At 60.2% G+C, this 14,299-nt stretch carries 13 protein-coding genes and 2 pseudogenes; 13 read left to right on the top strand and 2 right to left on the bottom strand.

Annotation, left to right across the window (positions count from 1 at the left end):
• Positions 1–35 precede the first annotated feature (35 nt).
• Together guaA and L4923_RS10510 are read left to right on the top strand one after the other, a co-directional pair.
• Positions 36–1,592, top strand: coding sequence for a glutamine-hydrolyzing GMP synthase (gene guaA / locus L4923_RS10515; protein WP_239364521.1), 1,557 nt, complete (start codon positions 36–38; stop codon positions 1,590–1,592).
• Positions 1,593–1,883: 291 nt separating this feature from the next.
• Positions 1,884–3,140, top strand: coding sequence for a tyrosine-type recombinase/integrase (locus tag L4923_RS10510; protein WP_239364518.1), 1,257 nt, complete (start codon positions 1,884–1,886; stop codon positions 3,138–3,140).
• Here the strand turns inward: L4923_RS10510 and L4923_RS10505 are convergent.
• Positions 3,094–3,390 (bottom strand): helix-turn-helix transcriptional regulator, encoded by a 297-nt coding sequence (locus L4923_RS10505; RefSeq protein ID WP_239364515.1) that lies wholly within the window; start codon positions 3,388–3,390, stop codon positions 3,094–3,096. The genes L4923_RS10510 and L4923_RS10505 overlap by 47 nt on opposite strands.
• Before the next feature lie 845 nt (positions 3,391–4,235).
• On the opposite strand from L4923_RS10505, the pseudogene L4923_RS10495 reads away from it, so the two are divergent.
• From L4923_RS10495 to L4923_RS10475, 5 genes and pseudogenes are all read left to right on the top strand, one after another.
• Positions 4,236–5,065, top strand: a pseudogene (locus L4923_RS10495) (ISL3 family transposase); the annotation flags it as partial.
• A 40-nt stretch (positions 5,066–5,105) separates the two neighbouring features.
• Positions 5,106–5,537, top strand: coding sequence for an IS66-like element accessory protein TnpA (gene tnpA, locus L4923_RS10490; protein WP_239364513.1), 432 nt, complete (start codon positions 5,106–5,108; stop codon positions 5,535–5,537).
• On the top strand, positions 5,534–5,890 hold the full coding sequence (gene tnpB, locus L4923_RS10485; protein ID WP_239364511.1) for an IS66 family insertion sequence element accessory protein TnpB: 357 nt from the start codon (positions 5,534–5,536) through the stop codon (positions 5,888–5,890). Before tnpA ends, tnpB begins: the two co-directional genes overlap by 4 nt.
• 48 nt (positions 5,891–5,938) lie before the next feature.
• Entirely contained in the window at positions 5,939–7,471 is a 1,533-nt protein-coding gene (gene tnpC, locus L4923_RS10480; RefSeq protein ID WP_425530932.1) for an IS66 family transposase, read from the top strand.
• 15 nt (positions 7,472–7,486) lie between these two features.
• A pseudogene (locus L4923_RS10475) lies at positions 7,487–8,259 on the top strand (ISL3 family transposase); the annotation flags it as partial.
• Positions 8,260–8,348: 89 nt separating this feature from the next.
• On the opposite strand, the gene phnF reads toward L4923_RS10475, so the two are convergent.
• Positions 8,349–9,101: a phosphonate metabolism transcriptional regulator PhnF gene (phnF, locus tag L4923_RS10470; protein WP_239364508.1), complete on the bottom strand. Its 753-nt coding sequence runs from the start codon at positions 9,099–9,101 to the stop codon at positions 8,349–8,351.
• A gap of 230 nt (positions 9,102–9,331) precedes the next feature.
• Between phnF and L4923_RS10465 the strand changes: the two genes are divergently transcribed.
• The 6 genes from L4923_RS10465 to phnK are packed head-to-tail and all read left to right on the top strand — an operon-like array spanning position 9,332 to position 14,299.
• Positions 9,332–10,471: an alpha-D-ribose 1-methylphosphonate 5-triphosphate diphosphatase gene (locus tag L4923_RS10465; RefSeq protein ID WP_239364506.1), complete on the top strand. Its 1,140-nt coding sequence runs from the start codon at positions 9,332–9,334 to the stop codon at positions 10,469–10,471.
• Positions 10,468–10,953: a phosphonate C-P lyase system protein PhnG gene (phnG, locus tag L4923_RS10460; RefSeq protein WP_275448351.1), complete on the top strand. Its 486-nt coding sequence runs from the start codon at positions 10,468–10,470 to the stop codon at positions 10,951–10,953. Before L4923_RS10465 ends, phnG begins: the two co-directional genes overlap by 4 nt.
• On the top strand, positions 10,950–11,543 hold the full coding sequence (phnH, locus tag L4923_RS10455) for a phosphonate C-P lyase system protein PhnH (RefSeq protein ID WP_239364502.1): 594 nt from the start codon (positions 10,950–10,952) through the stop codon (positions 11,541–11,543). The genes phnG and phnH overlap by 4 nt, the downstream gene beginning before the upstream one ends.
• On the top strand, positions 11,543–12,658 hold the full coding sequence (locus tag L4923_RS10450) for a carbon-phosphorus lyase complex subunit (protein ID WP_239364500.1): 1,116 nt from the start codon (positions 11,543–11,545) through the stop codon (positions 12,656–12,658). The genes phnH and L4923_RS10450 overlap by 1 nt, the downstream gene beginning before the upstream one ends.
• Positions 12,651–13,520 (top strand): alpha-D-ribose 1-methylphosphonate 5-phosphate C-P-lyase PhnJ, encoded by an 870-nt coding sequence (locus tag L4923_RS10445; protein WP_239364498.1) that lies wholly within the window; start codon positions 12,651–12,653, stop codon positions 13,518–13,520. Before L4923_RS10450 ends, L4923_RS10445 begins: the two co-directional genes overlap by 8 nt.
• Positions 13,517–14,299: a phosphonate C-P lyase system protein PhnK gene (phnK, locus tag L4923_RS10440; protein ID WP_239364496.1), complete on the top strand. Its 783-nt coding sequence runs from the start codon at positions 13,517–13,519 to the stop codon at positions 14,297–14,299. Before L4923_RS10445 ends, phnK begins: the two co-directional genes overlap by 4 nt.

Here is a 14,299-nt window from a genome sequence, read left to right as displayed (position 1 = left end):
TTGCGTCGAATCGGTTCTTTCTTTAAAGGCTCGCCATGACGACACATCCCCACACCGTTCTCATCATCGACTTCGGCAGCCAGGTCACGCAGCTGATCGCCAGGCGCTTGCGTGAAGCCGGCGTTTATTGCGAAATCGTACCGTTTCAGTCGGCCGACGAAGGCTTCAAGCGGATCAGGCCCAAGGCGGTCATCCTGTCGGGCAGCCCGCATTCCACCGTCGATATCGGCAGCCCGCGCGCGCCGGACGCGGTTTTCACGGCTGGCATCCCGGTGCTCGGTATCTGCTACGGCGAACAGACCATGTGCGCACAGCTTGGCGGCAAGGTCGAAAGCGGCCATCACCGTGAATTCGGCCGTGCCTTCCTCGAGGTCGAACAGGATTGCGCATTGTTCGATGGCGTCTGGGCAAAAGGTACCCGCCATCAGGTTTGGATGAGCCACGGCGACCGCGTCACCGCTATCCCCGCCGGCTTCAAGGTTGTCGGCACCTCCACCGGCGCGCCGTTCGCGGCGATCGCCGATGAAGATCGCAAGTTCTATGCCGTGCAGTTCCACCCCGAAGTGGTGCATACGCCGGACGGCGCCAAGCTGTTGCGCAATTTCGTGCACAAGATTGCCGGTATCCAGGGCGACTGGACCATGAAGGCTTATCGCGAGCACGCCGTCGAGGCGATCCGCAAGCAGGTTGGCAAGGGCAAGGTGATCTGCGCGCTCTCCGGCGGTGTCGATTCTTCCGTGGCCGCGCTGCTGATCCACGAGGCGGTCGGAGACCAGCTCACCTGTATCCTGGTCGACCATGGCCTGATGCGCAAGAACGAGGCGGCCGACGTCGTCGCCATGTTCCGCGAGCACTACAACCTGCCGCTTATCTTGGTTGATGCCTCGGATCGCTTCATTTCTGCGCTGGAAGGCGAGAGCGACCCGGAAAAGAAACGCAAGACCATTGGCCGCCTGTTCATCGAGGTGTTCGAGGAAGAGGCCAAGAAACTCGGCGGCGCCGATTTCCTGGCGCAGGGTACGCTTTATCCGGACGTTATCGAGAGCGTGTCGTTTACCGGCGCTACCTCTTCCACCATCAAATCGCACCACAATGTCGGCGGCTTGCCCGAGCGCATGAACATGCAGCTCGTCGAGCCGCTGCGCGAACTGTTCAAGGATGAGGTCCGCGTGCTTGGCCGCGAGCTTGGCCTGCCCGACAGCTTCATCGGTCGCCATCCTTTCCCGGGACCGGGCCTGGCCATCCGATGCCCGGGTGGCATCACCCGTGAAAAGCTGGAAATCCTGCGCGAGGCCGATGCGATCTATCTCGACGAGATCCGCAAGGCCGGCCTCTACGACGCAATCTGGCAGGCCTTCGCGGTGCTGCTGCCGGTGCAGACGGTGGGCGTGATGGGCGACGGCCGCACCTATGAGTTCGTCTGCGCCCTGCGTGCCGTCACTTCGGTGGACGGCATGACCGCCGATTTCTACCACTACGACATGGAATTCCTCGGCCGCGCCGCCACCCGTATCATCAACGAGGTGCGCGGCATCAACCGTGTCGTCTACGACGTGACCTCGAAGCCGCCGGGCACGATCGAGTGGGAATGATTCAGGCCCATCCGAAAGCCGCCGAAATTGCGCCAGAATTCGACATAAGATACTGAAAACAAAAATAAAAACGGTCATCGACATTCGGTGGCTATCGGCACTTAGAGTTTGGCTCTGGCGGCCCGCCTGACGGACCTCCGTGATATTGCGGGGACGCATTTTTCAAAGTACCGTCACGGTTAATGAGGCTCGCGACGGTACTTTTTTCGTTTTAACACATTGAAGATAAAAGGAAATATCTGCCACGAGCCCCAAAATTGTGCTGACGGTACTTTTCAGGAGGCAGTAGGGATGCTGACGGACGCCGCCCTCAAGGCATTGAAACCAAAAGATAAAATATACAAAATTGCGGACCGCGACGGCATGTATGTGCGCGTCATGCCGAGTGGTGCGATCTCGTTTCGCCTGGACTACAGGCTCAACGGCCGTCGGGAGACCGTCTATCTGGGGAGGTACGGACGCGATGGAATCTCGCTTGCCCGGGCCCGAGAGAAATGCATCGACGCAAGGCGCGCCGTAGCCGAAGGACGGTCGCCCGCGATAGAGAAGCAGCGCGAGAAGCGCCGCTTGAAAGAGGCAAAGAGCTTTGGCGAGTTCGGAGAGAAGTGGCTCACCGCCGCGCCAATGGCCGACAGCACGCGCGCCATGCGACGTTCTATTTTCGAGCGCGAGCTTCTGCCGGTCTGGCGCAATCGTCTGCTCACGGAAATCACTCCTGACGATCTAAGAGCCCACTGCGGCAAAATCGTTGAACGCGGCGCTCCGGCGACGGCTATCCACGTGCGAGACATTCTGAAGCAAATCTACGGATTCGCGATCCTGCACGGCGAGAAGGTCAGCAACCCGGCTGACGAAGTGGGGCCGGCATCGATTGCCACCTTCGTGCCGAAGGATCGCTCTCTCTCGCCCCCTGAAATTCGAGTGATGCTGAAGGAGCTCGAGCATATCGCCACCCTTCCCACGATCCGTTTGGGAATGCGGCTCTACCTGCTCACGATGGTGCGCAAGAGCGAGTTGCAGGACGCGGTGTGGGACGAAGTTGACTTCGAGAATGCTGTTTGGACGATTCCGAAGGAACGGATGAAGCGATCAAAAGCGCATAACGTCTACCTATCGCGCCAGGTGCTCGACATCATGATCGCCCTGAAAACCTGTGCGGGAAACTCAAAATACCTTCTGCCGTCGCGGTACGACGCAGATGCTCCAATGTCGCGCGCCACCTTCAACCGGGTTACCTACGCGGTTGTCGAACGGGCGAAGGCGGAAGGTTTGCCCTTGGAGCCGTTTACGGTTCACGACCTGCGGCGGACTGGGTCGACTCTGCTGAACGAACTCGGCTTCAACAGCGACTGGATCGAAAAGTGCCTGGCGCATGAGGACGGGCGCTCGTCGCGCGGCGTCTATAACAAAGCCGAGTATGAGGTGCAGCGCCGGCACATGATGCAAGAGTGGTCGGACATCTTGGACGCGTGGGTCGACGGCAAGAAGTACGTGCCAACGCTCATCCCGCCGTCGATGCCGATCCTGGCGCCCGATCCTGCTCTTTGACCGGGCGGGCTCGACGTTGTTTCACGTCGGGGCCGGGCGCGCGGGAAATGGGTTTTGAGCGACGGGCCGCAAGCCATGCCTGAACCTCGCCCAGATCCCAAACCACGCATCGTGGGGTCAAAGCGAAGCGTTGCGGAAATTCCCCCCGCTGTTCCATTTCGTAGATAGTGCTGTCGGCAAGCGGCACCATCTCGCGAAGCTGTTGCCGCCGGATCGTTCTTCTGATGGGTGTATTCGCCGTAGCGTTCATGTTGCATCTCCTCATGATGTGCGGGTGAGGAGATAGAAAACAATAGATCCGGAAAGGTGGAAGTCTTCACGTCGATCAATCGTGAATTAGCGGGCTGCGGCGTGCATATCGGACGGAACGTTCTCCGCAAACCAGGGGTCGCACAGGTGCTTGGATCACAGAAAGTGGGATTTGCTGAAGCCCCGGATTTCAGCCGCCGCGCGGGTTTTTGTAAACACGGCTCCCTTCAAAATCCAGTTCCGAGAGGAGTGCCGGTTCGACCCCAGCCACCCGCACCACCAGTTATCTCAAGAGAAGCAGACGGCCCACAGGGTTCGGATCTCGTCCGGCTCAGGACGTAAGTTCTTCCGGCCAGGGCTGAGCAATCTGCTCCAGCATTGGAATATTGACTTTGGCGTAATGTGCGGTCATATCGAGCGAAACGGTGACGCAGCATCGTGCCAACAGCTTCAGGCATGGCTCCCGAGCGTAGCATAGAGGTCGCTGCGGAGTGGCGCAGCAGGCTAGCTGCTCCCCCAACTTTCCGCAGGCCCCGGCAATCGACCTCGATCTTGCGGCCTACACCGGTTCGTGCGGCAGCCTGGTGGACGACTTGGCAAGGTGAAGCCGACAGACGTGGGGCTCAGGTCCAAGATCAATCCGCGCTCGCGCTAAAGGCTTATCGTACCTCCGGGTGTCAAAGTCCTCGGTTGCGCTGCACGAAGGCCTGTCGCGCCTCATCGGCTTGGAACCGAGCTGGCTCGTCATTCAACTCGATGACGATACGGGGTCAAACTTCGGGTCAGACTCAATCTCGCTGCATGTGAAGGCTGAAGTCGCGATTTTTCCAAGGGAGAAACAGCGCGATGGAACGGAGAGCTGGGTCAACGAAACTGGCGCCGGCAGGCTTCGTCGTCGAGCGTGCGGAGATCGACACGGATTGCGTATTTCTTGACGTGCGCGCTACGGCGGTTTCGGCAACGTGCCCGTGCTGCGGGACCAGTCCACTCCGGACCCAGAGTCGATATTTGCGGCAAGCCGCCGATTTGCCGATCGCCGGTCGGCGGGTTTTCCTGCGGGTGACGGTTCGCCGTTTCTGGTGCGACGCCGTTCTTTGCCGCCGCCGCATTTTTGCCGAGCGGTTTGGCGCCGATATTCTGGCTCCGTTATCGCGAAGGACCGGACGTCTTGAGACGATCGTTCATCACTTGGGGCTCGCGCTTGGCGGCAGGCCGGCTGCGGCTTTTGCCGATCGCCTCATGATGCCGGTGAGCAACGATACGCTGTTGCGTGTCGTGCGCCGCAGGACTGAACAGTCGCGTGATGAGCGCTCGCCATCATCGGCATTGACGACTTTGCATTCCGGCGCGGTCAGCGATACGGGACGATTGTCTGCGATCTCGAACGCCGCAGGCCGGTGACATTGCTGCCTGATCGCGAGCAGGCGACATCGCAGGCATGGCTCATGGGCCATCCGTCCATCACGACCGTCGCGCGTGACCGAGGTGGTGGATATGGTGAGGCGATCGCCAAGGCGTTGCCACATGCCGATCAGGTGGCCGACCGCTGGCATCTAATGGAAAACGCCAGCCGAGCCTTTCTCGACGCGGTTGGCAAATCCATGCGGCAGATCAGAAGGGCCGTCGGCAGCACAATCGTAAGCGTTGTCCCGACCGCACCTTCTTTGCTGGGAGCTGAGAGCTCACTGTGACGATCCTGATTTGGAGGATCGTTTTGTGTCTGGACTTGACCATAGACTTGAGCCGGAGGGCGCGGTGCGGCGCTTCGAGGTGATAACCGGTGCGATGGGCCGGCGGCGCTGGAGTGCCGATGACCGGGCGCGGATTCTTGAGGAGACGCTTGTTCCCGGAGCCGTCGTGTCCGAGGTCGCACGCCAGCATGGACTGACACCGCAGCAGTTGTTCACATGGCGCCGGGAGGCGCGCAAGGCCGCGGAAGCGCCGGCGTTCGTGCCCGCGATCGTCGCACCTGAGCCTGTTCTCGCAGAGGAGGCGCCTGCTGCGCCACCGCGTCGAAAGCGGCGCCCTCAACACCGGCGCGTGGCGGCCATTGAGATCGATGTTGCCGGCGTGAGGGTGACGATCGAGAACGGGGCCTCTCCGGCTACAATAGCCGCGGTCCTCGGCGTGTTGAAGGCAGGCTCGTGATTGGCCCGACCGGCGCGGTTCGCGTGATGGTGGCGACGAAGCCAGTGGACTTCCGCAAGGGGGCGGAAGGGCTGGCGGCGTTGGTTCGAGAGAGCATTGGCGCCGATCCATTCTCCGGCACGGTCTATGTATTTAGGGCGCGGCGCGCCGACCGGATCAAGCTGGTTTACTTCGATGGGACGGGCGTCTGCCTGTTCTCCAAGAGGCTGGAAGACGGCAAGTTCCAGTGGCCCGCCATTGCCGACGGCGTCGTGCGACTCACCGCTGCACAGCTCTCGGCCCTGTTGGAAGGTCTGGACTGGCGCCGGGTGCATGAGCGGCGCGAAACAAAGGTTCCGGTTGCGGCGAGCTGACCCGCTTCGTGCTGGTAACTCTCTGTAATCTATGCTTGAATCGGCTTCGTGAGCGACGCGGCCGAACCTGTGACAAACGATCCAATTGCACTTCGGGCGATGCTCGAGGCGGAGCGCGCCGAGAACGAGCGCCTGCGCCAGATCATCAAAGAATTGCAGCGCCATCGCTTCGGCCGCCGGGCCGAAAGCCTGCCGGTCGATCAACTGCTGCTGGGGCTCGAGGAGGCCGAACAGGTCGAGGCAGAGGGCTTTGCCAGTGAGGAGGTCGCCGATTCTGCAAAACGGGCCGAGCGAGCTCGAAAGCGACGCACCAACCGCGGTTCGTTACCGGGCCACCTGCCGCGCTTCGAGCAGGTCGTAGACATCCACGACAAGACCTGCCCCTGCTGCCGTGGTGCGCTGCATGCCATCGGTCAAGATGTATCCGAACGCCTCGATGTCGTGCCCGCCCAGTTCCGCGTGATCGTGACGCGTCGCCCGAAATACGCCTGCCGGAACTGCGAGGAAGTGGTGGTGCAGGCTCCTGCGCCCGCCCGGCTCGTGGAGGGTGGCATGCCGACTGAAGCCACAGTCGCCCATGTCCTTGTCTCGAAGTACGCCGATCACCTTCCGCTCTACCGCCAGGCCCAGATCTATGCCCGACAGGGCGTAAACCTGGACCGATCGACCTTGGCCGACTGGGTCGGCAAGGCCGCCTTTATCCTGCGGCCCATACATGAGCGGCTGTTCGAGCGCCTGAAAGCGTCAGACAAGCTCTTCGCCGACGAGACCAGGGCGCCGGTACTCGACCCGGGTCGTGGCCGGACCAAAACCGGCCAGCTCTTCGCATATGCCCGGGACGATAGGCCCTGGGGCGGATCGGACCCGCCCGGGGTTGCTTATCTCTATGCACCGGACCGCAAGGCCGAGCAGACTGTCCGGCATCTTCAGGGCTTCGTGGGCACGCTGCAGGTCGATGGCTACGCAGGCTACAAAGTCTTGGCCGATCGAAACGCAGTGAGCCTGGCATTCTGCTGGAGCCATGTCCGGCGCAAGTTTTACGAGCTCGCCCAATCAGGCCTGGCGCCGATCGCCACAGAGGCTCTCGCGCGCATCGCATCGCTCTACAATATCGAAGGCGAAATCCGCGGCCTCCCGGCCGACGAACGTCACACAGCCCGGCAGACCAGAAGCCGGGCCATCGTCGTCGCGCTGGAGCCGTGGCTCAGGGAGAAGCTCGGCCTCGTCAGCCAGAAGAGCAAGCTCGCCGAGGCTATCCGCTATGCCCTCTCTCGCTGGCAGGGCCTCACCCGCTTCCTCGACGATGGCCGCATCGAGATCGACTCCAATGTGGTCGAGCGCGCGATCCGACCGATCGCTCTCAATCGTAAGAACGCGCTCTTCGCAGGATCCGATGGCGGCGGTGAGCATTGGGCTGTCATCGCTTCAGTGATCGAGACCTGCAAGCTCAACCAGGTCGAGCCCTTCACCTACCTCACCGACGTGCTCACCAAGATCGTCAAAGGCCATCCAAACAGCCAGATCGATGATCTTCTGCCTTGGGCCTATAGGGCCACCCCCGAGCTTAAGGCCGTGGCCTGAGAACGCCGCTTACGCACAATCATAGATCCGAAGCTTCTCACCTACGCCGAACGACTACAGTATGAGGGATATCAGCGCCGGCAGGAAACCAACGAGGCCATTCTGGAATTGTCGAAGCAGGGCATTCCGATTAAGCAGATTGTCAAGCGGACCGGACATAGCCGCAAGCTCGTCCGTAGCGTCCTACGCGGCCAGCGCTGCGATGTGTTCCGTGTCCGACAAAGCTCGCTCGAGGAATGGCTCCCCTGGCTGGACAGCCGTTGGGGACAAGGCGCGCGCAATGCTCGGCGCTCTGGCGCGAAATGCGCGAGAAGGGCTTCCGCGGCCAGATCGGCGTCGTCTTTGAATGGGCGCGGCGACGACGGCTGGCCGAAAAGACCGATCAAAGCGCACTTGCCCGCACGCCTTCGGCACGAAGCATCGCCAGGCTCATGACACTGGCGCGCGACGACCTGTCTAAATCCGACGCCCTGCTGGTCGCGGCAATCGAGAGCAATGTGCCTGACCTGACCATAGCGCGAACGTTGATCGACGACTTTCAGGCGATGATCCGATCAAAGGCGGTCGCCAAATTGGACGCTTGGCTCGACCACGCTAAGGCAAGTCTCGTCGGCTCCTTTGCAAACGGGGTCGAAAAGGACATTGCCGCGGTCCGTAATGCCATCACATCCCCATGGTCGAACGGCCAGACCGAAGGCCAGATCACCAAGCTCAAACTCATCAAGCGGCAAATGTACGGCCGCGCCAAGATCGATCTGCTCCAGGCGCGCCTCATCGGTGCAATTTAGCCTGTGGCCGCAGCGAGAATGCGTCAGAGCCAAACTTCGCCGCCGATTGACACGATTATCCTGGACGAGCAGCTTTATAGGCCGCGACCTCAGTCAAACCGAACCACCAGTTCCATATGCTGTGGCGCTATCCGTGTGTGCGACACGACTATAGGCATGTCCTTATCGTCCACATTGATGTTTGTGATGAAGATCACCGGATGAAACCTGGGCATCGACAGGAGTTCAGCGTCCTTTTTTGACAGCGCGATCGCCGAGATGCGCGATTCCCTACGTTGATAGTCGTTGACTCCAAGCTGGCTCCAGGACTCGGTGAAGCTGCCCGTCTGCTCAATGAGCTGTTCGATTCCTTCGAAACGGGGAAGCGGGAAGTAGCTGGAAGCAATGCTCACCACGATGTCGTCGACAACTGTCAGCGTTTCGACCTTCCTGACGAAGCGGTTGCGGGCGACTTTCAGATCCTTGGACAGGTCTGCGGTTACGCGCATCCGCTGTGAACCCGCGAAGCGGCGCTCCCCGACCCTATCAAGGTCTCGCAACGCCGCGGTTAGTCGCGTCTTTGATCCAAGGTGGTGACGAACCTTCCGTTCCTTTACGAAAGTTCCCCGCCCTTGTTCGATCCTGACCAGCTCGCGGTCACGCAATACAGTCATCGCGCGCCTGATCGTGTTTCGATGAACGTCATAACTTTCCGCCAGATCGAACTCCGTGGGAAGACGTTCTCCCGGCTTGAGACGGCCAGTCCTGATGTCCCGCTCTAAGCCTTCGGCGACAATACGCCATAGCGTAGACGCGCCTCGTCTGTCGTTCAGAGTAGCCATTTCTGAAGGAGCCGTCGCCATTTCAGTCGCTCGCCAAGTACATTTGGTACGTTTTCATTAACATTTGCGAGCAGTTTCTGCGAGCGCGCAAACAAGCCCAGATAGGAACGATTCCAAGACTCATTCCTAGATTGTTGCCCAGCCGTCATTGAACTGACAGCCAAGCGTCATCAAGCGTCCCTAGCTCATGATCAGCGGCGTCAACAGCCACCACAACCGTGATGAAAATTCCAGGAGCGGGCATTCAATCAATGCCGAAGCAGGGTGAGAACGTGGACACAGTGATTACAAACGCCCGTATCGTGACGGGCGTCGCAGTCTATCAAGGATCGGCACTTATTCGGGATGGCATCATCGCCGACATTGATCGATCGATATCCGCAGCCTCCGACGTGATCGACTTCGAAGGGGATTACCTGCTGCCTGGTCTCGTGGACATTCACACGGACCATATGGAGAGACAGATCATGCCGCGCGCCGGTGTATTCTGGAATCCCGTGAACGCCGTCGCTACCCATGACGTTGTGCTTTGTGCCGGTGGCGCGACTACCGTATTCGATTCGCTCTTCGTCGGTGCGGTGGGCAACCCGGATCGCATCAAGGTACTGCCGCTGTTTGTTCAGGGGCTGAGCGATGCGGCTGGCGCCGGGCTCCTTAGAATCGACCACCTGTTGCACCTGCGATGCGACGCACAGCAACAAAATATGATCGATCTGCTTACCCCCCACCTCAGCAATCCTGCATTGCGGTTCATCACCATCGCTGACGACAGCGCCCGCCGTGATCCCGAACGATTTAGAAAATTGGAGCGTCGGAAGGGCGTACCGGATCATGTGATCGATGCCGAGATCGCCGCCCTTTCTCAAACAACAGACTTCACGGAAGAGAACCGCCGCAAACTCGTTGAGCTTTGCAGGTTTCATGGCATCCGTTTGGCGAGCCATGACGACACCACCGCAGCGCATATAGCTGAGGGCAAGGAATTCGGGCTCGATATTTCAGAATTCCCGATCACGCTGGAATCCGCGCGGGCCGCTCGCGCGGCGAAGATGACGACGATCATCGGCGCGCCAAACATCGTCGCCGGCAAATCGCACATCGGCAATGTGTCAGGCCAATTGCTGGCCGACGAAGGCCTCATCGATGTCGTCTGCTCCGATTATATCCCATCCAGTCTTCTTCACGCGTTATGGCGGCTTGCCTTTCATCAGAAGGGCATCGACCTCCCGACGGCGATCGCGATGGGAAGCAAACGGCCTGCGGAGTTGTTCGGACTGGACGACCGTGGCGAAATTGCTGTCGGCCGCCGCGCTGACATTCTCCGTGTTACCGAGATCAACTCGGCCCCGATCGTGCGCAATGTGTGGGTCTCCGGGGAGCAGGTTCTATGAGCGACACTCCAGTCCTTCCCGCCACGGATTGTCATGCAGCCGCTTCGCGGCCGCAATGGATGACACTTCTGGCCGAAACCCCACCAGCAGAGATCGAACGCCATTGGAAAGTGTTGCCACGCCCGACCTTCACCTGGATTCGCCGGCCTGAGCTCGGCTCCGCCATGGTCCGTGGGCGGGCAAGTGGCACGGGCGCACAATTTAACCTTGGCGACGTCACCGTGACGCGATGCACCTTACAACTGAGCACCGGAGAAATAGGGGTTTCATACGTGATGGGGCGCAACAAGCGTCATGCCGCTCTCTCCGCCCTGTTCGACGCAATGCTGCAACGCGAGAAATCGACCGGTGAGACCATCGTGTGCGGCGCCATTGCCGCCATGATGGAATTGCGGGACCGGCGGCGGCGGCAGATCCTGGACGACACCCGGAGCAGCAAGGTCGACTTTACAATGCTGTCGCCTGGCGGAGCTGAACAATGAACGCCAGCGTCATCTCAACCCAGTTCGCAGACCCGATCCATGATGCCCAGCAGGCTTTCAGAGGGCTTCTTGCGGCGACATCGCGGCCAGGCACCATCGTTACCATTCCGCTGCCAATCGCTTCGCCTGCTCCGCTGTCCCCCACGCTCGCCGCCATCGGCCTCACCCTGCTCGACGATGCCACCCCGGTCTGGCTCGATCCAATTCTCATTCAAGAACCGATAAGGCAGTATCTGCTTTTCAACACGGGCGCCCGCGTCGTCACTCAACCCGATTCCGCCGCATTCGCGTTCTTCGCCAAGGCCCGGAACCTGCCGGATTTCCGTGTCTTCCCTAGGGGAACCCCTTCCTACCCGGACCGTTCGGCCACCTTGGTTGTGCAGGTCCCGTTGCTGGCTGGAGGCCGGCCGGTTTCCCTGAGGGGCCCGGGCATTGAGAGCGTTGTTTCTGTCGAGCCGGCCGGTCTGCCAGACGGGTTCTGGGACCGATGGAACGAGAACGCCGCGAACTATCCAATCGGCATAGACATGATCTTGGCGGACGCCTGCTCGATCATGAGCCTTCCCCGCACAGTCAAAGCGAGTTTCTAATGATCACGTCCATCAAGGGAGGCGAGAAGGCGATCGACGCCTCCCACCAATTGCTCTCAAAGCGACGTCGCGGCGACCCAAACGTCGCCCAACTCTCCGTGGAGCAGATCCGCGAGCAGCTCTCCCTTGCGGTCGACAGGGTAATGAACGAGGGATCGCTCTACGATCCGACGCTCGCGGCCCTGGCCATCAAGCAGGCGGAAGGCGACCTGATCGAGGCCATATATTTGCTCCGGGCCTATCGGAGCACCATTCCGCGGTTCGGCTTCACCCTGCCTCTCGACACTGCATCAATGATCGTTCGACGGCGGATATCAACCACGCACAAGGATGTTCCCGGCGGGCAGTTCCTTGGCCCGACATACGATTACACCCACAGGCTTATCGATTTTGCCCTGCTTGACGGTTGTGATGACGAGGATGGACTGCCGCTACCTGACAGCGATCAAGTGGAAGATTTGCATCTTCATCACGATGCGGGCTTCATCAGCCGTACCGGCCTTGTTGAGGAGGAACTGCCCGACGACAGCCAGGAGGTCGCGGACATCACGCGATCTCCTCTGACGTTTCCCTCAACGCGGGATCAGAGGCTCCAAAACCTGGTTCGTGGCGACGAGGGCTTTCTGATGGCGCTCTGCTATTCCACGATGCGCGGTTACGGGAGAAACCATCCTTACGTGGCAGAGATGCGCCACGGCGACGTCTCGGTCGTGATGGAAATTCCGGAGATCGATCTTGAAGCCGGCATTGGGACAGTGCAGATAACCGAGTGCCGGACGATACATCTGACGGTTGGCAAGTCCGAGACGCCGCCGCGATATACCAGAGGCTACGGTCTCCTGTTCGGGCACAGCGAACGAAAGGCATTGTCAGTCGCTGTCGTCGACCGCGCCCTTCGGGGCGCTGAATTCGGCGAGGAACGACGTTATCCTGCCCAGGATGAGGAGTTTGTCCTCTCACACTCGGACAGCGTGGCCGCGTCCGGACTGGTCCAGCACCTGAAGCTCCCTCACTACGTGGACTTCCAGGCCGAGCAACAGTTGCTCCGCCGACTTCGCGAAGATTACGACAAGCGCGCCAGCGAAGCCTTAGCGAAAGAGAACGACGATGCTTGATGACCTCGCGCTGAACGGGGAAGCCGAGGAATACAGCTACGGATTTCTCGATGAACAAACAAAGCGGATGATCCGCAGGGCGATACTCAAGGCAGTATCGATCCCTGGCTATCAGGTTCCCTTCGGAGACCGTGAGATTCCACTGCCGCCGGGATGGGGAACCGGAGGCATCCAGGTTACGGCCAGCATCATCGGCAAGACAGACTGCCTCAAGGTGATCGACCAAGGAGCCGATGACACCACGAACGCAGTGTCCATCCGGCGTTTCTTCGCTCGCGTAGCGCGTGTGAACACGACCGAGAGCACGGGCGAGGCGACGATCGTGCAGAGTCGCCACAGGATTCCCGAGCGTCCGCTGCAGGATGACCAGATTCTCGTCATGCAGGTTCCTCAGCCCGAGCCGCTTCGTCGGCTGGTGACTTCAGAGGTAGAGACCCGCAAGCTGCATGCCTTTGCGCGATACGGATTGATGCAGGTCCGCCTGTACGAGGACATTGCGCGCTATGGAAACATCGTGATGTCGCATGACTACCCCGTTCGCGTACACGACCGTTATCTTGCCTCACCTTCTCCGGTACCCAAGTTCGACAATCCGAAACTCCATCGCAGCCGGGCCTTGACTATCTTCGGCGCTGGTCGCGAGCGCCGCATCTATGCGATACCGCCTTTCACCGATGTCCGAAGCATCGACTTCGACGATCATCCGTTCGAAAGGCAGAAATGGCAGTCGTGCTGTGCACGATGCGGCGCCGAGGACAGCTACCTTGATGAGATGCTGCTGGACGATGCAGGAAACACTCAATTCGTCTGCTCGGACACCTCCTATTGTAACGACCGCCTTTCGGAAGGAGCGTCCCGATGAGCGATGTTGTGAAACCGGTCTTGCAGGTCAATGGCCTCACCAAGGTTTTCGATCGCAGGCTCGCCTGCCAGGACATTTCCTTCACGCTTCATCGCGGCGAGGTCTTAGGAATCGTTGGAGAAAGCGGGTCGGGAAAATCAACCCTCCTGAAATGCCTTGCCGGCCTTATGCCGCCCGATGCCGGCAACATAACCCTGAGCCTTCCCGATCGTGAGGAGTGCGATCTATGGCGACTTGAGGAAGCGGAGCGAGAGCGGCTGCTACCGACTATTCTGGCCATTATCCATCAGAATGCCCGGGACGGCTTACGGCTCGACGTGAGCGCCGGCGGCAACATCTCGGAGCCGCTGATGACGAACGGCCACCGGCATTACGGGACCTTGCGATCCGTTGCGATGGAATGGCTGAAGAATGTCGAGATCGATCCGGCACGCGTCGATGATCTTCCCCAGACCTTCTCGGGCGGAATGCAGCAACGACTGCAGATCGCCAGAGGGCTTGTCACCCATCCGCAACTTGTCTTGATGGACGAGCCGACCGGCGGTCTTGACGTCTCGGTCCAGGCGAAGCTCCTCGATCTTCTGCGCAGGCTTGTCCGCGAGTTCAATCTCGCCGTGGTGATCGTGACCCATGATCTCGGCGTAGCTCGGCTCTTGTCGGACCGCCTCATGGTGATGCAGTCGGGTCGCGTCATCGAGACCGGCTTGAGCGACCGTGTCCTGGAAGATCCGCGCCAGCCCTACACCCAGCTTCTCGTTTCCTCGGTTCTTCAGGTCTGA

This window comes from Terribium retamae, from assembly GCF_022347545.1.
GTDB classification, from domain to species: Bacteria; Pseudomonadota; Alphaproteobacteria; order Rhizobiales; family Rhizobiaceae; genus Mesorhizobium; species Mesorhizobium retamae.
Note: the sequence above shows the minus strand (reverse complement) of the source record. Positions and strands in the feature narration are given on the sequence as shown.